Here is an 18,977-nt window from a genome sequence, read left to right on the forward strand (position 1 = left end):
AGAATGGCCGAAAGCCTCGACAAGGAACCCCCGATGACGCTGGACCCGCTGCGCCTGTTCAAGTGCCTGAGTGATGAGACGCGCCTGATGCTCACCCTGCTGATCCTGCGTGAGGGGGAGCTGTGTGTCTGCGAGATGACCCATGCCCTGGAGGCCTCGCAACCCAAGGTCTCTCGTCATCTCGCCCAGCTGCGCCACTGCGGGCTGCTCAACGACCGCCGTGAGGGACAGTGGGTCTACTACGGCCTGGCACCGGCACTCCCCCAGTGGGCGGCGGCCGCGCTGGAGGCTGCGGGCGAGGGGCACGCAGGCGCCCTTGTTACCCTGCAGGAGCGCCTGGCGCGCATGGGCAATCGACCCGAACGGCGGGCGGCACTGTGCTGATCAGCCTTGGCGTCTCTCGGCCTTGTCCCCCGATATGAGAGAAGATCGTGCGTCGACGACCGGAAAGTGGACGCGTGTCTTGTTGGCGATGCGTACCAGGGTCAGCATCAGTGGCACCTCCACCAGCACGCCGACCACCGTGGCCAGGGCCGCGCCGGATTGCAGGCCGAACAGGGCAATGGCGGCGGCGACGGCCAGCTCGAAGAAGTTGCTGGCGCCGATCATCGCCCCTGGGGCGGCCACGCTGTGGGGCACCCGCCACGCCTTGGCCCAGCCGTAGGCGATGAAGAAGATCAGGAAGGTCTGGATGATCAGCGGGATGGCGATCAGCACGATATGCAGCGGCGCCTCGAGGATCACCTCGCCCTGGAAGGCGAACAGCAGCACCAGGGTCACGATGAGCCCAATCGGCGTCACCGGGCCGATACGCTTCATAAAGACGGTGTCATACCACTCGCCGCCGCGGCGGGCGATCAATGTGCGCCGGGTCACGACGCCCGCGGTGAGCGGGATCACGATATAGAGCACTACCGACAGCGCCACGGTGTCCCAGGGCACCTGGATATTGGAGACCCCGAGCAGGAAGACCACGATGGGCGCAAAGGCGAACAGCATGATCAGGTCGTTGAGGGCGACCTGGACCAGGGTGTAGGCGGCGTCGCCGCGGGTCAGGGTGCTCCAGACGAAGACCATGGCGGTGCAGGGGGCAGCCCCCAGCAGGATGACGCCGGCCAGGTACTGGCTGGCCAGGGGTTCCGGGATCAGAGGGGCGAACACCACCATCAGGAAGAACCAGGCGATGGCGAACATGGTGAAGGGCTTGATCAGCCAGTTCACCGTGGTGGTGATGACCAGTCCCCGAGGCTGGCGGCGCACCCCGAGCACCGCAGAGAAGTCGATCTGGGCCATCATCGGAAAGATCATCGCCCAGATCAGGATGGCCACCGGGATCGATACCTGTGCGACTTCGAAGCGTGAAAGCGTCTCAGGCACCGCCGGGACGAGCTGGCCGAGCAGTACCCCGGTGATGATGGCGAGTGCCACCCAAAGGGAGAGGAAGCGCCCGAAAAGCCCCATGCCCTCGGTGGTCACGATGGTGTTGGAAGTAGCGTGGTGGGCCATGGTGGCAGCCTTTGGCGAGGTGAATGAGAGTCCGTTGAAGATATGCGATTATCCATATGTCTTCAACATACATGCCATTGTGGCTGACCGCTGTTCGTTGGCCGCGAGCGTGCGCCTGCGCCTGGATCGTCTGTCTCGCCCCAGGGGATAGTCGGTCTCTTACCTCACTTGTGTACTCTCTCTTGTGTGCTTTATGTCGTCGCCACGGGATATGTTGGAATTAAATAGACGACTGGTCTATATTAATCTCATGACACAGACAACCTCTCAACACCCCCGTCGCCGAGGCCGGCCCCCTAAGGTGCCACGGGACGATCCGGACACCCGTGCCGCACTGATCCGCAGTGGGCTCGAGGTCCTGACCGAGCAGGGCTTCACCGTTTCGGGCATCGACGGCATCCTCAAGCGTGTGGGGGTGCCCAAGGGCTCCTTCTACTACTACTTCGACAGCAAGGAGGCCTTCGGGCGTGCCGTGATGGAGCAGTATGGTGCCTATTTCGCCGCCAAGCTCGAACGTCATCTGGACGATGATTCACGGTCGCCGCTGGCGCGCCTCGAGGCCTTCGTCGAGGACGCCACGGCGGGCATGGCTCGGCACGACTATCGGCGTGGCTGCCTGGTGGGCAACCTGGGGCAGGAGGTCAGCAGTTTACCGGAAGGCTACCGACAGTGGCTGCGGGCGACGCTTGCCGACTGGCAGCGGCGCCTGTCCCGCTGTCTGCGCGAGGCCCAGGGGGTGGGCGAGCTCGCCGAGAGTGCCGACTGCGAGCGGCTCGCCGAGGCATTCTGGATCGGCTGGGAAGGGGCCGTGATGCGCGCCAGGCTGGAGGGTGCCCCGCGCCCCCTGGAGACCTTTATCGCGATCTACATGCAGGGGTTGCCCCGCTAGTTCGTGCAGAACGATCCGGAACGGCGGGATATTCAGGCCTTTTTATAGACGACCAGTCTAAAAGGGTGTCAACAACGTGAGGTGCATGATGTTCAAGGCAATTCTGATCGACAAGCAGGACAACGGTCATGACAACAAGCAACGGGTTGGCCTCGAAACCCTTGATGAGTCGCGACTGCCGGAGGGCGACGTCACCGTCAGGGTCGACTGCAGTACCCTCAACTACAAGGATGCACTGGCCATCACCGGGAAGGGGCCGGTGGTGCGTCAGTTTCCGATGGTGCCGGGCATCGACCTGGCCGGCACGGTGGAGGAGTCCACCAGCGAGGCCTATGCCCCGGGAGATGCGGTGCTGCTCAACGGCTGGGGCGTCGGAGAGGCCCGCTGGGGAGGCCTGGCCGAGAAGGCGCGGCTGGATAGCCGCTGGTTGATTCCGATGCCGTCGGCGTTCACCCCGCAGCAGGCCATGGCCATCGGCACCGCCGGGTACACCGCCATGCTCTCGGTGATGGCGCTGGAGCGGCAGGGTGTCACCCCGGATCAGGGCGAGGTGCTGGTGACCGGTGCCAACGGCGGGGTGGGAAGCTATTCGATTGCGCTGCTCGCGCAACTGGGTTATCGCGTGGTGGCCTCCACCGGGCGCCTCGAGGAGGCCGATTATCTCAAGGGACTCGGGGCCGAGCAGGTGATCGATCGGGCGGAGTTTTCCGAGCCGGGGGGTCCGCTGGCCAAGGAGCGTTGGGCAGGGGCCATCGACTCGGTGGGTAGCCACACCCTGGCCAACGTGCTGGCCTCGACCCGCTATGGTGGCAGCGTGGCCGCCTGCGGGCTGGCCCAGGGCATGGATCTGCCGGCCAGCGTGGCGCCCTTCATCCTGCGTGGCGTCAACCTGATGGGGATCGACAGCGTGATGCGCCCCTATTCGGATCGTGTGGAGGCCTGGCGGCGGCTCGGGGAACTGCTGGTGCCCGAGCAGCTCGATGCCATCACCCGCACCATCGCCCTGGAAGACGCCATCCAGGCGGCCGACGATCTGCTGGCCGGAAAGGTTCGTGGCCGCGTGGTAGTGGCCATGTCGGCCTGAGGCAGCCGGCGGGCGACATGGATGTCGCCCGCGGGCCCCTTAATCGATCAGCTCGACGGCCACCGCCGTGGCTTCACCGCCGCCGATGCAAAGGCTGGCGATGCCGCGCTTGCCACCCTTGGTGCGCAGGGCGTGGATCAGAGTCGCGATGATACGCGAGCCGGTGGAGCCGATGGGGTGGCCCTGGGCGCAGGCACCGCCGAAGACGTTGACCTTGTCATGGGGGATATCGAGTCCGTCCATGGCCAGCAGGGTGACCACGGCAAAGGCCTCGTTGATCTCGAACAGGTCGACGTCGTCCACGCTCCAGTCGAGCTTCTTCATCAGCTTGTCGATGGCGCCCACCGGGGCGATGGTGAACTCACTGGGGTGCTGGGAGTGGGTGCTGTGGCCCAGCATGCGTGCCAGAGGCTTGGCGCCGAGCCGCTCGGCGGCGGCACCGCTTGCCAGGATCAAGGCCGAAGCGCCATCGGAGATGGAACTGGCGTTGGCCGCGGTGATGGTGCCCTCCTTGGCGAAGGCGGGGCGCAGCGAACGGATCTTGTCGAGCTTGGCCTGGAAGGGCTGCTCATCGTGGTTGACCACGCTCTCGCCCTTGCGGCTGGTGACGGTGACCGGTGCCATCTCGGCATCCAGGTGGCCGGCGTTGGTCGCCTCCATGGCACGTTCCAGCGAGGCGATGGCGAAGTCGTCGAGGCGCTCGCGGCTGTAGTCGCGCTGGGTGGCGATATCCTGGGCGAACACGCCCATCAGCTTGCCGGTCTCGGCATCCTCGAGGCCGTCGAGGAACATGTGATCCTTCAGCTCGCCATGCCCCAGGCGATACCCGGCGCGGGCCTTGGGCAGCACATGGGGGGCGTTGGACATGGACTCCATGCCGCCGGCCAGGGCGACCTCGGCACTACCCGCGCGAATCAGGTCATGGGCCAGCATGGTGGCCTTCATGCCCGAGCCACACAGCTTGTTGATGGTGGTGGCTCCGATGGCATCTGGAATGCCGGCCTGGCGCATGGCCTGGCGTGCGGGCCCCTGCTTGACGCCGGCCGGCAGCACGCACCCCATGATGCCCTCATCGATGCTCTCGGCGTCGATGCCGGCACGTTCGATGGCGGCGCGGATGGCCACGGCGCCGAGCTCGGGGGCGGTGAGGCTGGAGAGGCTGCCGAGCATGCCGCCCATGGGGGTGCGAGCGGCGGAGAGGAAGACGATATCGTTGGAGTGGCTCATGATGGTTCTCCCGATGTGGAGAGCGGTTCCCGATGGAGCCGCGCTGTAATGGTCGTTATGGCTGTAATGGTCGTTATGGTTGTAGGTTGCCCTGTGTCACGTTGACCGACTGGCGGGGCTGTGGTTCTCTCACATTCAACCAAGCAAGCGCTAGTGTGAATGCCGATGAATGTAATGAATGCGTCCCCACGCCGCAAGGAGTTGACCCGCCTGGCCGCCCAGTTGTTCGTCCAGGAGGGCTTCGATCGTACCACGGTGCGTATGCTGGCCCAGGAGATGGGCATCAAGTCCGGTAGCCTCTTCCACCATTTCCGCGACAAGCAGGAGATCCTGGCCGCGGTGATCGAAGAGGGCACCGAGAATGCCCTGGTCATCGCTCGAGACGCGCTTGCCCGCTGTGACAGCAGTGCCTCGGCACGCTTGCATGCCATGGCGCGTGCCCACCTCGAGACCCTGCTCACCGATCGCAATGCCCATGTGGTTGCCCTCTACGAGTGGCGCCGACTCGACAGCGAGGCGCGTGCCCATCTGAGCCACCTGCGCGACGCCTACGAGGCGCTGTGGGAAGAGGTGATCGACGAGGCGCTGGCCGAAGGCCTGGTCCACGGTGATCGCTTCCTGGTCTCCCGTTTCGTGATGGGGGCGCTCAACTGGACGGTACGCTGGTATGACCCGGAAGGCACGCGTACCCCCGACGAACTGGCCGATGAGCTGGTGGCCATGATCACGCGCTCGGCCTCAACTCCTTGAATCCGGCGCCTATTCGGCGCCGCCTCGACCATCGTCTAGGCGCTTCTCTCTGCTCCTGCTCTTGTTCTGTGCGGTCCGACTCGCTAGGTTAGACCTAGCGCTTGTTAGGTTTACGCTTACGTTAACTGCTAACCATAACAATCACAAAACAACCCATGAGGACAGCCCATGAGCACGCACGCCAGCCTGCCCAACTACCGTGACTACCTGGAGCGATTCTCCATCGATGACGTCATCGCCCGCCTGGACGACCACCAGGATGGCAAGTTCAACGCCTTCGAGTCCTGCTGTGGCCGCCACCTTCGAGCCGGGCGGGGCGACGTGCTGGCCCTGGTCCATGAGGACACTCAGGGCAACGTCAACCGGATGACCTATGCCGAGCTCGAGGCCGAAAGCGCCAGGCTCGCCGGCTGGTTCGCCGAGCGTGGCCTCGGCGTGGGGGACCGCATCGCCTGCATGCTGCCGCGCTCGCCTCAGCTGCTGGTCGCCATACTGGCCACCTGGCGCATCGGTGCCGTCTATCAGCCACTCTTCACCGCCTTCGGCCCCGACTCCGTCGACTACCGCCTGGGGCGCGCCGATACCCGGCTGGTGATCACCGATCACGCCAATCGTTATAAGTTCGACGGCTTGAGCCAGTGCCCGCCGGTGCTGGCGGTGGGAGGCCCCAGCAGCGAGCATGCCGACGATCTCGACTGGCACCAGGCGCTGGCTCATTCACCGGTCGAGACCCAGCCGCCGCGCCTGGAGCGCGAGGCGCCTTTCCTGCAGATGTTCACCTCCGGCACCGTGGGCAAGCCCAAGGGCGTGGCCGTCCCGCTCGCCGCGATGCCGGCCTTCGCGCTCTACATGGAGCTGGCCGTCGGGCTGCGTGACAGCGACCGTTTCTGGAACATGGCCGATCCGGGCTGGGCCTACGGCCTCTACTACGCCATCACCGGGCCGCTGCTGCTGGGTGTGACCACGCATTTCTGCGAGGCGGGCTTTACGGCCGAAGGCGCACTGGCCTTCATGCGCCGTCACCGCCTCACCAACTTCGCCGCTGCCCCCACCGCCTATCGCCTGATGAAGGCCTCCGGCCTGTTCGATGATGCCCATGAGACGCTCGAGCTACGCGCGGCCAGCTCTGCCGGCGAGCCGCTCAATACCGAGGTGGTGAACTGGGTGGAGCGCTCCCTGGGGTGCCCGGTAACGGACCACTATGGTCAGACCGAAACCGGCATGACCTGCAATAACCATCAGGCCCTCGCGCATCCCAAGCATGCCGGTGGCATGGGGGTGCCCATGCCCGGCTATCGCCTGGCGATCCTCGATGCCGAGTACAACGAGCTGCCGCCGGGCGAGCCCGGGGTGCTGGCGGTGGATATCAAGAACTCGCCGGCCTTCTTCTTCCCCGGTTATACCTGGCAGGAGAAGCACCCCTTCGCCGAGGGGTACTACCTGACCGGCGACGTGGTGGTCCGCAACGAGGATGGCACCTTCCAGTTCGCCGGCCGCGATGACGATATCATCACCACCGCCGGCTATCGGGTTGGGCCGACCGATGTCGAGAATAGTGTCATGACGCACCCGGCGGTGGCCGAATCGGCCGCCGTGGGCCAGCCTGATGAGATCCGCGGCGAGATCATCAAGTCCTATGTGGTATTGCGCGATAATTTTGAACCGAGCGATGCCCTGGCCGATGAGATCCGTCAGCAGGTTCGCGAGCGCCTCTCGACCCACGCCTTCCCGCGGGTGGTCGAGTTCGTGGATGAGCTGCCCAAGACGCCGAGTGGCAAGATCCAGCGCTTCAAGCTGCGTGCCGATGCCGTCGACAAGGCCGCAGGCGAGTAATTCAAGGAGTTCCTATGCAGATCAAAGACAGTACCTTCCTGATTACCGGGGCCGCCTCCGGGCTGGGTGCGGCCACCGCCGAACGCCTGGTGGCCGCCGGTGGCCGCGTGGTGCTCTGTGACCTGAGCGATGCCGTGCATGACCATGCCGAGCGCCTGGGGGAAGCGGCCCGGGCAATACGTGGCGATGTCACCTCGGGAGAGGAGATCCAGGCCGCGGTGGACGCCGCCGTCGAGCTCGGCGGTGAGGGTGGTCTTGCGGGAGTTGTGCACTGTGCCGGTATCGTCAGTGTGGGCAAGCTGGTCGACCGCGAGGGCAACCCTGCCGACCTGGAGGCCTATAACCGTGCGATCCAGATCAATCTGGTGGGAACCTTCAACGTGATGCGCCTGGCCGCCGCCGCCATGTCGAAGAATGCACCGGGCGAGGATGGTGAGCGTGGGGTGATCATCAATACCGCCTCCATCGCCGCCTTCGACGGTCAGGTGGGGCAGTGCGCCTACAGCGCCTCCAAGGCCGGGGTGGTAGGCATGAGTCTGCCGGCAGCGCGTGAGCTATCGCGTCACGGCGTCAGGGTCATGGCCATCGCCCCTGGGGTCTTCGAGACCCCCATGATGAGCGAGATTCCCGATGAGGCCGCCCAGGCCCTGGCGGCCGCCGTGCCCTTCCCCAAGCGCCTCGGCCGGCCCGAGGAGTTTGCCCGCATGGCCGAGCAGATCATCACCAATACCATGCTCAATGGCGAGGTGATTCGCCTCGACGGTGGGATTCGCATGCAATAACCGGTTGCCTCGGAGCTGTAAGCCATCATCTATCAGCTCTAGAAAATGCTCGCGGTGTCGTTGAATAACACCCCGAAGGCTGGACACTCGATCCAACCTTCGGGGTGTTTTCTCTTTCGAGGTGTTTTCTCTTTCGAGGTGTTTTCTCTTTCGAGGTGTTTTCTCTTTCGAGGTGCTCTATGGGGGGGGTGGCAGCAGTGCCCGTGTCGTGCGAGTTTTCAAACGAACGCTTGACTCTCGGTTGTGTGGCGGCTAATTTCAAACACATGTTTGAAAGCGGTTGCCATTGCCTTCCTGCAATCGACAACTGGCGCCACTCTTGTGGTTCACCGAGACATTGGAGAGTTCGAGATGCCCGACTATCAGGCCCCCCTGCGTGACCTTCGTTTCGTGATGGATGAGATGCTGGACTACCCGGGCCACTATGCTCGCCTGCCCGGTGGGGAAGAGGCGACGCCCGACGTGGTCGCTGCCATCCTGGAGGAGGGGGCGCGCTTCTCTCGCGAGGTGTTGCTGCCGCTGAATCAGAGCGGCGACCGCGAGGGCTGCCTGCTGGAGGGTGGCGAGGTGAAGGCTCCCAGGGGGTTCAAGGAGGCCTACGCCCAGTATGTCGAGGGTGGCTGGCCGAGCCTGGCCGCCGACCCCGCCCATGGTGGTCAGGGATTGCCTCACTCGCTGGCCATGGTACTCAACGAGATGGTCTGCTCCACCAACCTGGCCTGGGGCATGTACCCGGGGCTCTCCCATGGCGCCGCCGACGCGCTGCGTCATCACGGAACCGAGGAGCAGCAGGCCACCTATCTCACCAAGCTGGTGGAGGGCACCTGGACCGGCACCATGTGCCTGACCGAGCCTCACTGTGGCACCGATCTGGGCCTGATCAAGACCCGTGCGATGCCCAATGACGATGGCAGCTACGCGGTGACGGGCACCAAGATCTTTATCTCCGCCGGTGAACATGATCTGGCCGAGAATATCGTCCATCTGGTGCTGGCCAAGCTGCCCGACGCGCCCGAAGGCTCCAAGGGCATCTCGCTGTTTGTGGTGCCGAAGTATTTACCCAATGAGCACCTGCCCGATAGTGATGGCAACCCCGGCGAGCGCAACGGCGTCACTTGCGGCTCCCTGGAACACAAGATGGGCATCCACGGCAACGCGACCTGCGTGATGAACTTCGACTCGGCGAAGGGCTTCCTGGTCGGGGCACCCAACAAGGGCCTGGCCTGCATGTTCACCATGATGAACGCTGCCCGCATCGGGGTCGGCATCCAGGGTCTGGGCCTCACCGAGGCCAGCTTCCAGAACTCGCTGGCCTATGCTCGCGATCGCCTGCAGATGCGTGCACTCTCCGGTGCCAAGGCGCCCGAGAAGGTCGCCGACCCGATCATCGTTCATCCGGATGTGCGGCGCATGCTGCTGACCCAGAAGGCCTTCGCCGAGGGCGGCCGGATGCTGGTGCTGTATACCGCCCAGATGATCGATATCGTCGAGCAGGGCACCGATGCCGACGAGAAGGCGCGGGCCGAGACCCTGCTGGGCCTGCTGACGCCTATCGTCAAGGCGTTCCTTACCGAGGTGGGCTTCGAGGCGACCAACGAAGGCGTGCAGGTCTTCGGTGGGCACGGCTTCATTCAGGAGTGGGGCATGGAGCAGCTGGTGCGCGATGCGCGCATCACTCGCCTCTATGAGGGCACGACCGGTATCCAGGCTCTCGACCTGCTGGGTCGCAAGGTGCTGATGAGTCAGGGCGAGAGTCTCAAGGCCTTTACCAGGGAGATCCACAAGTTCTGCCAGGCCGAGGAGGGCAACAGCCAGCTCGCCGAGTTCGTCCGCCCGCTGGCCAAACTCAACCAGGAGTGGGGCGAGATGACCATGGCGATCGGCATGAAGGCGATGACCGATCGTGAGGAGGTGGGGGCGGCCAGCGTCGACTATCTGATGTATTCGGGTTACGTGACCCTGGCCTACCTGTTTGCCCGTGCCGCTCGGCAGGCTCACGCCGCACTTGCCGAGGGCACCGACGAGGCCGCCTTCTACCGCGCCAAGCTGGATACCGCGCGCTTCTTCTATCAGCGCCTGCTGCCGCGCACCCGCGCCCACAAGGGGGCGCTCGAGGCCGGGGCCGAGCCGCTGATGGCCATCAGCGCCGAAGATTTCGGGCTCGGCTTCGAGATCTGATACCCGATTTTCCTGGCAATAAAGATCGATGGGCGGCGAGGGCAACCTCGCCGCCTTTCTTGTTGGGGGCTCTGGTGCCGGCGGGGCTGGGCAGGCATCATGCGAGACATACACGGTGTATCGACGCGCGCCCTGGGCGCCGGGAGGTCAGCATGACCCGTTCCACCCGCCTGCAGACGCTCATTCGGCTCCTGCGCCATCGCCAGGAGCCCATGCCTGGCCCCGCCCTCGCCGAGGCCCTGGGCGTCTCGCTGCGCACCCTCTACCAGGAGATTGCCGTGCTTCGCGCGGTGGGTATCGAGGTGGTCAACGAACCCGGCCGGGGCTATCTCTTGCCCCCTGAGGTCGTGCTGCCGCCACCGGCTCTGCAGGAACCCCAGGTGGTCGGACAGGGTGGAGGGGCCTCATCCCAGCCGACAGTCGACGCGCTGGTCTTCTATACCAACCCGCTGTCGCGTGGCGGCATCGTGCACTGGATGCTGGAAGAGCTTGGCATCAACTACCGCACGGTCACGCTGGAGTACGGCAGCGCCATGAAGTCCCCGGAGTACCTCGCCATCAATCCGCTGGGCAAGGTGCCCGCCATCCGTCATGGCGATACCGTGGTGACCGAGGCCGCGGCGATCTGCGCCTATCTGGCCGATGCCTTCCCCGAGGCGGGGCTGGCCCCGCCATTGGCCGCGCGGGGCGACTACTATCGCTGGCTGTTCCTTGCTGCCGGTCCACTGGAGAGCGCCATCGCCCTCAACGATCTGGGCGTCACGCCCACCCCGGAGCAGGCGATGCGCCTGGGTAGCGGTGACTACTGGGCGCTGGTGGAGACCCTCGCTGGCGCCGTGGCGGACAAGCCCTTCATCGCCGGCGACGCCTTCAGTGCGGCGGATGTCTATGTGGGCTCGCACATCGGTTGGGGCATGCACTTCGGTACACTGCCTCGTCGCCCCGAGTTCGAGGCCTACTGGGATGGCCTGCGCGAACGTCCGGCCCAACGGCGTTGCGAGGCCTTTATCGAGCGGGTGCTGGCTGGAGGTACCTGAGATACCTGACTCCTCCTTATGCGCCTGCTTAGCGCCCATCTCCTCGAGCCAGCCGATCAACTGCTGTGAGTGGTCATAATGGTTTGGCCGATTTCGAGTTGATCGTCTTGGTTGTTCACAATGAAGCAGACAGACAGATTGAGGTATATAACCAGGCTGAAGTGTAGGTGGGGCTACTTTTTTCGATAAAACAGCAGGTGAAAGGTCTTTCGGCAGGCGATACACTATTTGTATATACATTTGTTTTGGTCGAAGGAACTACCATGGCTAATTCGCCGCCTCTGTATCAGCAGATACGGCAACATCTATTGGACAAGATCACCGGGGGGCAGTGGTCAGCCCACCACCAGATTCCCCCCGAGGAGCAGCTGGCCCGAGATTTCCAGGTCAGTCGCATGACCGCCAACAAGGCGATTCGTGACCTGGTCCAGAAAGGCTATCTGACACGTCAGCCAGGACTTGGCACCTTCGTCACCGATCGCAAGGCTGAGTCGTCGCTGGTCGAGGTGTACAACATTGCCGAGGAGGTGCGATCCCGTGGGCATCGTTATGGTAATGAGGTGATTGCCTGTGAGGCGATCGAAGCCGATGATGAGGTGGCTCTGCGTCTCGGTATGCGGCTCGGTAGCCGGGTCTTCCACACCTTGATTCTTCATCTCGAAAATGACGTAGCCATCCAGCTCGAAAGTCGCTTCGTCAATCCGCGCTGGGTTCCGAACTATCTCGATACCGACTTCTCCCGGCACACGCCCAACGAGGTGCTGGTGGCTGCCTGCCCCATTACCGATGTGGAGCACATCGTCGAAGCGGTCCTGCCCGATCACCAGGCTGCCGAATGGCTGGCGATCGATACGGCAAGCCCCTGCCTGAGCATGATTCGGCGCACCTGGTCGGGTGAGCAGTTGATCAGCTATGCGCGGCTGCTTCACCCCGGGGAGCGCTACAAGCTGCGCTCGTCGATGCATCGCGAACCTGAATAAGTAACCCTCATCCAGTATCAACGCAAATGGCCGGGACTTCCCGGCCATTTGCGTATGCAAGGTTGACGGCGTCGTAACCCTGCCCAGTTTCTTGGGCAGAAAAATCTGAGGCAGGTGACGGCAGAAGTGTGTTGTCGAGCCAAAGGGGGGAGCGATCTATAGGCATGTCTCTTGTCTTGTGCCTCGCGGAGGCTGGATCGGGATAGGCGGCCTGTCTCGATATGTATATACAATAGTGCAGGGCAAGCCAGCGCCTTCGTCTAGCCAGAAGGGTTAGACATTGGTCTAAAACGCCGATCGATAATGAATGGAAGCGGAGCCGAAAATTCTATTTAAATATCTGTTTATAAAGATGTATTAAGGAAAGTTGTCTTTCTCCCGTACGGCTTATCTCTGTTGGTTTCTTTAGAAGGTGGCTTGACGTTTTCCAACGTGCTTGGCTTATTGTATATACATTGAGTCTGCATCTGCCGAGCCATAAGGGAGGAGGCCTCCATGTCGGAAACCACCAAGACGCGTCGCCTGTGGCGCGACATCCACGTCTTCGATGGGCTGCGCACACTGCCCGAGCCCATGGCCGTCATCAGCGAAGGGGCGCGGATCGTGTCGCTGGTGCCGATGCGGGAGTTTGATGAAGCGACGGTAGAGGGCTGCCATGACATGGGGCGCGGTGGCGTGATGACGCCGGGCCTGGTGGATTGCCATACCCACCTGGTGTTCGGGGGCTCTCGCGCCGATGAGTTCGAGGCGCGCCTGGAAGGGGCCAGCTATGAGGAGATCGCTCGACGTGGCGGTGGCATCCTGAGCACCGTGACGGCCACACGGGAGGCCAGCAAGGAGCAGCTGCTTGAGCTGGCACGGCCGCGTCTCGAGGCGCTGATCGCCGATGGTGTCACCACCGTGGAGATCAAGTCCGGCTACGGCCTGACGGTCGAGGACGAATTGAAGATGCTGCGCGTGGCGCGCCGACTCGGCGAGGTACTGCCGGTGCGGGTGGTGACGACGCTGCTGGGTGCCCATGCGCTGCCGCCGGAGTTCAAGGACGACAGCGACGGCTATATCGATCTGGTGTGTCGGGAGATGATCCCGGCGGCCGCCAAGGAAGGTCTTGCCGATGCCGTCGATGTGTTCTGCGAGAAGATCGCCTTCTCGGTAGCGCAGTGCGAGCGCGTCTTCGAGGCTGCCGAGGCCCATGGACTGCCGATCAAGGCGCATGCCGAGCAGCTCTCCAACCTGGGCGGTACCGCCATGGCGGCGCGTCACGGTGCGCTCTCTGCCGATCATATCGAGTATCTGGATGACGCGGGCATCCAAGCCATGCGTCAGGCCGGCAGCGTCGCGGTGATCCTGCCCGGCGCCTTCCATACCCTGCGCGAGACCCAGCAACCTCCCATCGCGGCGCTGCGCGAGGCCGGGGTGCCCATGGCGGTGGCCACCGACGCCAACCCGGGCAGCTCGCCGCTGTTCATGCCCACGCTGATGCTGAACCTGGCCTGCACCCTGTTTCGACTGACGCCCCAGGAGGCATTGGCCGGCATGACCGCCCATGGGGCGACCGCCCTCGGGCTCAAGGGAGGGGGGCGGATCCAGGAGGGGGCTACCGCCGATCTTTGCATCTGGGATATCGACACCCCAGCCGCATTGGCCTATGCCGTTCAGCCTGGTCGCCTGCGCCAACGCCTGTTCCAGGGGGAGCTGACCCATGCCGTCTGATACCTCGCTTCACTACGGCCTCGACAGTTCTCTGTGGCGAGGGCGCACCGATCCCGAGCCCGACAGCGAGCGCTGGCACCAGAAGGTCCAGGCGCTGAGCGAGGGCGCTGCCCCCGGCTGCGCACTGTTGGGCTTCGCCTGCGATGCCGGCGTGGCTCGCAACCAGGGGCGCACCGGTGCGGCCGAAGGTCCCGAGGCCATGCGCCGCGCCCTGGCACCGCTGGCCTGGCACCGCCGAGGGCCTGCCTATGACGCCGGTGACGTGCGTTGTGAGGGCGATGCCATGGAAGAGGCCCAGCAGGCGCTGGCCGATCGGCTCGCCGCGCTGCTGGGCGAAGGGCACCTGCCCATCGTGCTGGGTGGCGGTCATGAGGTGGCCTATGCCAGCTGGTCGGGGCTTGCCCAGCATCTGGCGACCAGCGAAGAGACGGTGCCACGCGTCGGTATCGTCAACCTGGACGCCCATTTCGATCTGCGCGATCCGCGGCACGTGCGCTCCTCGGGCACGCCCTTTTCCCAGATTGCCAACGACTGCGAGGAGCGCGGTTGGGCATTTCGCTATGCCTGCCTGGGGGTGAGCCGTGCCGCCAATACGCGAGCACTGTTCGGCCGCGCCGACGAGCTTGGTGTGCTGGTGCGTGAGGATCGCGAGATCACCGCGTCACGCCTGACCAACATCGAGCAGGACCTCGCCGGCTTTATCCATGACTGCGACCACGTCTACTTGACCATCGACCTGGACGTGCTGCCTGCCGCCGAGGCTCCCGGGGTGAGCGCACCGGCCGCTCGTGGCGTTGCGCTCGCCCTGATCGAGCCGCTGATCGAGGGCATACGAGATAGCGGAAAGCTGCGCCTGGCCGACCTGGCGGAGCTCAACCCCGGCCGTGATATCGACGGCCGCACCGCCAGGGCGGCGGCTCGCCTGGTGCATCTGCTGACCCTGAATGACTGAGAGCCCACGGCTCCAAGACCACGACCATCCATCGAGACTCCAGAGGCCATACGCCATGACCCAGCAAGACAAGCGTCACGACCCCTCCCGCAAGATCGCCGCCCCCACCGGACCCGAGCGCAGCTGCAAGAGCTGGCTGACCGAGGCCCCGCTGCGCATGCTGATGAACAACCTGCACCCCGACGTGGCCGAGCGCCCCGAGGATCTGGTGGTGTATGGCGGCATCGGCCGTGCCGCTCGCGACTGGGAGTGCTACGACAAGATCGTCGAGACCCTGCAGCGCCTGGAGGATACCCAGACTCTGCTGGTGCAGTCCGGCAAGCCGGTGGGCGTCTTCGAGACCCACAAGGACGCGCCGCGCGTGCTGATCGCCAACTCCAATCTGGTGCCTGCCTGGGCCAACTGGGAGCACTTCAATGAGTTGGATCGCAAGGGCCTGATGATGTACGGCCAGATGACCGCTGGCTCGTGGATCTACATCGGTTCCCAGGGTATTGTGCAAGGCACCTATGAGACCTTTGTCGAGGCCGGTCGCCAGCACTTCGACGGCGAGCTCAAGGGACGCTGGATTCTCACCGCCGGCCTCGGGGGCATGGGTGGTGCCCAGCCGCTGGCGGCCACCCTGGCCGGTGCCTGCTCACTCAACATCGAGTGCCAGCAGACCAGCCTCGATTTCCGCCTGCGCACCCGCTACCTCGACGAGCAGGCCGAGGATCTGGACGACGCCCTGGCCCGCATCGAGAAATACACCAAGGATGGCCAGGCGGTCTCCATCGGCCTGTGTGCCAACGCCGCCGATGTGCTACCGGAGCTGGTCAAGCGCGGGGTCAAGCCGGACATGGTCACCGACCAGACCAGCGCCCACGACCCCCTGCATGGCTACCTGCCTCAGGGCTGGAGCTGGGAGGAGTACGTGGCGCGAGGCAAGGCTGAGCCAGAGGCCACCGTCAAGGCCGCCAAACGGTCCATGGCGGTGCATGTCCAGGCGATGCTCGACTTCCAGAAGATGGGCGTGCCGACCTTCGACTACGGCAACAATATTCGGCAGATGGCGATGGAAGAGGGCGTCGAGAATGCCTTCGACTTCCCTGGCTTCGTGCCGGCCTACATCCGTCCGCTGTTCTGCCAGGGCATCGGCCCCTTCCGCTGGGCGGCGCTCTCCGGTGACCCCGAAGATATCTACAAGACCGACCAGAAGGTCAAGGAGCTGATCCCCGACGATCCGCACCTCCACAACTGGCTCGACATGGCGCGCGAGCGCATCAGCTTCCAGGGCCTGCCGGCACGCATCTGCTGGGTCGGCCTCAAGGACCGCGCCCGCCTGGGCCAGGCCTTCAACGAGATGGTCAAGAACGGCGAGCTCAAGGCGCCCGTGGTCATCGGTCGTGACCACCTGGATTCCGGCTCGGTGGCCAGCCCCAATCGCGAGACCGAGTCGATGATGGACGGCTCCGACGCCGTGTCCGACTGGCCGCTGCTCAACGCTCTGCTCAACACTGCCGGTGGCGCCACCTGGGTGTCGCTGCACCATGGCGGCGGCGTGGGCATGGGCTACTCCCAGCACGCCGGCGTGGTGATCGTCGCCGACGGCACCGACGACGCCCACGCTCGTCTCGGCCGCGTGCTGCGTAATGATCCAGGTACCGGTGTCATGCGTCATGCCGATGCCGGCTACGAGATCGCCAAGAACTGCGCCCGTGAAAACGGCCTCGACCTGCCAATGATCAACTGAATCATCTGACACCAACAAACAGAGGGGACATGACATGAAATATATGCCGAACAGTGAGAAGTGCCCGCTGCCTTACTCACCCTTCAAGAGCTGTACCGTTCCGCGTCCGATCGGTTGGCTTTCCTCCATCAGTCCGGATGGGGTCGAGAACCTGGCGCCTTACAGTCAATGGCAGAACCTGACGTTTGACCCGCCGATGGTAATGTTTGCTGCAAACCAGTATCCCGATGGCCGGCGCAAAGACACGGTCATCAACGCCGAGAAGACCGGCTGGTTCGTCTGGAATATGGTGACCTTTGATCTCAAGGACGCCATGAATACGTCCGCGATGGCGGTGCCGTATGGTGAAAGTGAAATCGGGCTCGCTGGATTGAAGACGGTTAAGGCAGACCTGTCAGATGTACCAATGGTGGCAGATAGTCCTTGTCACTTCGAGTGCAAGTACATTTCTACTCACCGCCTCAAGGGAAACTCGAACGTGGGCACCATCGATATTGTCTTTGCGGAAGTCGTGAAGATTCACGTCAAGGATGAGTTCATTACCGAAGAGGGCAAGATCGACATCATGAAAGCCCGCCCTATTGCGCGCATGGGCTATCACGATTATACGGTCGTAGACAACCGATTCGAGATGAAGATCCCGAAAGCCTCTGAGGATGAGGCAGATGGTCTTGAAGGTCGCCCTTGAAAACTTGCTGATGGGGGAGACCTGCTCCCCCGTCATCATCCTAGGCTCAGAGGATGCGGGAAATGGAAAATAGCGCGGTTGAAAACAATGCTAAGAGAAAACATTCACTTGCAGAAATCCTGAGGGTGGCGATTCCAAGTTTTCTTGGGATCATGGTGTTCTTCGTTCCGATAACAATAGCCGACAAGAACACTATCCTTCTCGACCACTTGGTGATCTGGTGTGAGAACCTGCTGGGTGAGAACAGCCAGTGGTATGCGCTGTTGCTTATCATTGGTGGATCGGTATTACCCATCATGCAGAAGTTCTGGCGACAGGGCTTTGGCAGTATCGTGTTCACTCTCTTCAAGTTCATCGGCTTGGTGCTGGCCGGTATGGTTATCTTCAAGGCCGGCCCGGCGGCGCTCTATGAGCCCTTCATGCTGGAGTTCCTCTGGAAGGCTCTGGTCATTCCGGTCGGTATCCTGGTGCCGATTGGCGCTATCTTCATGCCGCTTCTGGTCAACTATGGCTTAGTGGAGCTGGTTGGGACTTTGACACAGCCCTTCATGCGGCTTGCGTTCAAAGTTCCGGGCCGGTCTGCGATCGATGCGGTGGCGTCATTCATCACCAGTTTTGCCGTTGGACTCCTGATTACCAACAAGGCCTACCTCAGCGGGGAATACTCCGCGAAGGAAGCTGCGATTATTGCGACGGGTTTCTCCACGGTATCCGTCGCCTTCATGGTGATCGTGGCAAGAACACTGGGTCTGATGGATATCTGGGTAGTTTTCTTCCTGGCAACTCTGTTTACTACCGTTATAGTGACAGCCATTAGCGCACGTATTCCCCCGATTTCTAGCATGGATGATCACGCCTCGAATAGAGAGACGACACCGGACAAGGGGAATCGTGTGGCAACGGCAGTGGCGGAGGCCATCGGGGTTGCCAACAGCCCGAAGAGTTTCCTCAACCTGGTCAAGGATAACCTGAAGGATGGCATCGTGATGACTATGACCATCCTGCCCACTATCCTCTCGGTCGGCACGATCAGCCTGTTGATTGAGAAGTACACACCGGCCTTTGACTACATCGGGTATATCTTTTATCCCATCACACTTCTCTTTGGCATGGAGAATGGGCTGGAGCTCTCATCAGCAGTCTCGACCAGCTATTCAGAGATGTTCCTTCCGGCGCTGATCATGGCGGAAGCGGATGTTGTATCGAAGCTGGTGGCAGGTATCACGGCCATCTCGTCTATTCTGTTCGTCTCTGCTTCTATTCCCTGCATCATGGCAACCAATATCCCGATTTCCTTCTACGGACTGACGGTCATCTGGGTGGTCAGAACAGCGCTGACGATGGTGATTGCTATTCCGCTTTCGATGGGTGTTGTGGCTTTTATAATTTAAGGTCTGGTTATGGATTTTATGGTAGTGTTTCCTTTGATAACTATCTGGAGGACTTTTTCCCGACGATAATAAATATTACATTGCTTCCTCTATACACGCCGCCCTGTTCGCCGGGTGGCGTTCTTAATGCGATATTGTAAAGATTTTAATTTATATTTTATTGTGTTTGGGGTTCTGAAAGATTAATTCGATTATATTGTTAGGTGACGAGCCCCGTATGGTTAACCATTCGATT

General features: G+C 62.8%; 16 protein-coding genes. 14 read left to right on the forward strand and 2 right to left on the reverse strand.

Annotation, left to right across the window (positions count from 1 at the left end; translation table 11 throughout):
- The first annotated feature begins 33 nt into the window (after positions 1 to 33).
- On the forward strand, positions 34 to 384 hold the full coding sequence (locus tag GRB80_RS01165) for a metalloregulator ArsR/SmtB family transcription factor (RefSeq protein WP_132041463.1): 351 nt from the start codon (positions 34 to 36) through the stop codon (positions 382 to 384).
- Here the strand turns inward: GRB80_RS01165 and arsB are convergent, their stop codons facing one another.
- Entirely contained in the window at positions 385 to 1,506 is a 1,122-nt protein-coding gene (gene arsB, locus GRB80_RS01170) for an ACR3 family arsenite efflux transporter (protein ID WP_237561896.1), read from the reverse strand. It lies immediately after the preceding gene.
- 250 nt (positions 1,507 to 1,756) lie between these two features.
- On the opposite strand from arsB, the gene acuR reads away from it, so the two are divergent.
- Entirely contained in the window at positions 1,757 to 2,395 is a 639-nt protein-coding gene (gene acuR, locus GRB80_RS01175) for an acrylate utilization transcriptional regulator AcuR (protein WP_161422257.1), read from the forward strand.
- 88 nt (positions 2,396 to 2,483) lie between these two features.
- Positions 2,484 to 3,479: an acrylyl-CoA reductase (NADPH) gene (acuI, locus tag GRB80_RS01180; RefSeq protein ID WP_161424194.1), complete on the forward strand. Its 996-nt coding sequence runs from the start codon at positions 2,484 to 2,486 to the stop codon at positions 3,477 to 3,479.
- 39 nt (positions 3,480 to 3,518) lie between these two features.
- Here the strand turns inward: acuI and GRB80_RS01185 are convergent, their stop codons facing one another.
- Positions 3,519 to 4,706 carry an acetyl-CoA C-acyltransferase gene (locus GRB80_RS01185; RefSeq protein WP_132041465.1) on the reverse strand — a complete coding sequence of 396 codons (1,188 nt, stop codon included), beginning with the start codon at positions 4,704 to 4,706 and terminating at the stop codon, positions 3,519 to 3,521.
- A 174-nt stretch (positions 4,707 to 4,880) separates the two neighbouring features.
- On the opposite strand from GRB80_RS01185, the gene GRB80_RS01190 reads away from it, so the two are divergent.
- From GRB80_RS01190 to GRB80_RS01240, 11 genes are all read left to right on the forward strand, one after another.
- Positions 4,881 to 5,456, forward strand: a complete 576-nt coding sequence (locus GRB80_RS01190; protein ID WP_161422258.1) for a TetR/AcrR family transcriptional regulator — start codon at positions 4,881 to 4,883, stop codon at positions 5,454 to 5,456.
- Positions 5,457 to 5,624: 168 nt separating this feature from the next.
- Entirely contained in the window at positions 5,625 to 7,289 is a 1,665-nt protein-coding gene (locus GRB80_RS01195) for an AMP-binding protein (RefSeq protein ID WP_161422259.1), read from the forward strand.
- Positions 7,290 to 7,303: 14 nt separating this feature from the next.
- On the forward strand, positions 7,304 to 8,071 hold the full coding sequence (locus GRB80_RS01200) for an SDR family NAD(P)-dependent oxidoreductase (protein WP_132041468.1): 768 nt from the start codon (positions 7,304 to 7,306) through the stop codon (positions 8,069 to 8,071).
- 351 nt (positions 8,072 to 8,422) lie between these two features.
- The gene (locus tag GRB80_RS01205; RefSeq protein ID WP_161422260.1) at positions 8,423 to 10,249 is read left to right on the forward strand and encodes an acyl-CoA dehydrogenase C-terminal domain-containing protein; all 1,827 of its coding nucleotides are present in this window, start codon (positions 8,423 to 8,425) and stop codon (positions 10,247 to 10,249) included.
- A 152-nt stretch (positions 10,250 to 10,401) separates the two neighbouring features.
- Complete coding sequence (locus GRB80_RS01210) at positions 10,402 to 11,286, forward strand: HTH domain-containing protein (RefSeq protein WP_132041470.1); 885 nt, start codon at positions 10,402 to 10,404, stop codon at positions 11,284 to 11,286.
- A 263-nt stretch (positions 11,287 to 11,549) separates the two neighbouring features.
- The gene (gene hutC, locus GRB80_RS01215) at positions 11,550 to 12,266 is read left to right on the forward strand and encodes a histidine utilization repressor (RefSeq protein ID WP_161422261.1); all 717 of its coding nucleotides are present in this window, start codon (positions 11,550 to 11,552) and stop codon (positions 12,264 to 12,266) included.
- Between the two features lie 495 nt (positions 12,267 to 12,761).
- A complete protein-coding gene (gene hutI / locus GRB80_RS01220) occupies positions 12,762 to 13,979 on the forward strand; it encodes an imidazolonepropionase (protein ID WP_161422262.1) in 1,218 nt (405 codons plus the stop codon).
- Complete coding sequence (gene hutG / locus GRB80_RS01225; protein ID WP_161422263.1) at positions 13,969 to 14,931, forward strand: formimidoylglutamase; 963 nt, start codon at positions 13,969 to 13,971, stop codon at positions 14,929 to 14,931. Before hutI ends, hutG begins: the two co-directional genes overlap by 11 nt.
- A gap of 55 nt (positions 14,932 to 14,986) precedes the next feature.
- Positions 14,987 to 16,663: a urocanate hydratase gene (gene hutU / locus GRB80_RS01230; RefSeq protein WP_161422264.1), complete on the forward strand. Its 1,677-nt coding sequence runs from the start codon at positions 14,987 to 14,989 to the stop codon at positions 16,661 to 16,663.
- 34 nt (positions 16,664 to 16,697) lie between these two features.
- Positions 16,698 to 17,351 carry a flavin reductase family protein gene (locus tag GRB80_RS01235; protein WP_161422265.1) on the forward strand — a complete coding sequence of 218 codons (654 nt, stop codon included), beginning with the start codon at positions 16,698 to 16,700 and terminating at the stop codon, positions 17,349 to 17,351.
- Between the two features lie 62 nt (positions 17,352 to 17,413).
- Positions 17,414 to 18,742 (forward strand): YjiH family protein, encoded by a 1,329-nt coding sequence (locus GRB80_RS01240; RefSeq protein WP_161422266.1) that lies wholly within the window; start codon positions 17,414 to 17,416, stop codon positions 18,740 to 18,742.
- Positions 18,743 to 18,977 lie beyond the last annotated feature (235 nt).

Source organism: Halomonas icarae (genome assembly GCF_009901955.1).
In the GTDB taxonomy this organism is placed as follows: Bacteria; Pseudomonadota; Gammaproteobacteria; order Pseudomonadales; family Halomonadaceae; genus Halomonas; species Halomonas icarae.

Bases quoted from the DNA above. Each gene is read 5' to 3' on its own strand.
- GRB80_RS01190 (WP_161422258.1), top strand. From the start codon at position 4,881: ATGAATGCGTCCCCACGCCGCAAGGAGTTGACCCGCCTGGCCGCCCAG.
- hutG (WP_161422263.1), top strand. From the start codon at position 13,969: ATGCCGTCTGATACCTCGCTTCACTACGGCCTCGACAGTTCTCTGTGG.
- arsB (WP_237561896.1), bottom strand. From the start codon at position 1,506: ATGGCCCACCACGCTACTTCCAACACCATCGTGACCACCGAGGGCATG.
- GRB80_RS01240 (WP_161422266.1), top strand. From the start codon at position 17,414: ATGGAAAATAGCGCGGTTGAAAACAATGCTAAGAGAAAACATTCACTT.
- GRB80_RS01205 (WP_161422260.1), top strand. From the start codon at position 8,423: ATGCCCGACTATCAGGCCCCCCTGCGTGACCTTCGTTTCGTGATGGAT.
- hutI (WP_161422262.1), top strand. From the start codon at position 12,762: ATGTCGGAAACCACCAAGACGCGTCGCCTGTGGCGCGACATCCACGTC.
- GRB80_RS01195 (WP_161422259.1), top strand. From the start codon at position 5,625: ATGAGCACGCACGCCAGCCTGCCCAACTACCGTGACTACCTGGAGCGA.
- hutU (WP_161422264.1), top strand. From the start codon at position 14,987: ATGACCCAGCAAGACAAGCGTCACGACCCCTCCCGCAAGATCGCCGCC.
- GRB80_RS01200 (WP_132041468.1), top strand. From the start codon at position 7,304: ATGCAGATCAAAGACAGTACCTTCCTGATTACCGGGGCCGCCTCCGGG.
- GRB80_RS01185 (WP_132041465.1), bottom strand. From the start codon at position 4,706: ATGAGCCACTCCAACGATATCGTCTTCCTCTCCGCCGCTCGCACCCCC.
- acuR (WP_161422257.1), top strand. From the start codon at position 1,757: ATGACACAGACAACCTCTCAACACCCCCGTCGCCGAGGCCGGCCCCCT.
- hutC (WP_161422261.1), top strand. From the start codon at position 11,550: ATGGCTAATTCGCCGCCTCTGTATCAGCAGATACGGCAACATCTATTG.
- GRB80_RS01210 (WP_132041470.1), top strand. From the start codon at position 10,402: ATGACCCGTTCCACCCGCCTGCAGACGCTCATTCGGCTCCTGCGCCAT.
- GRB80_RS01235 (WP_161422265.1), top strand. From the start codon at position 16,698: ATGAAATATATGCCGAACAGTGAGAAGTGCCCGCTGCCTTACTCACCC.
- acuI (WP_161424194.1), top strand. From the start codon at position 2,484: ATGTTCAAGGCAATTCTGATCGACAAGCAGGACAACGGTCATGACAAC.
- GRB80_RS01165 (WP_132041463.1), top strand. From the start codon at position 34: ATGACGCTGGACCCGCTGCGCCTGTTCAAGTGCCTGAGTGATGAGACG.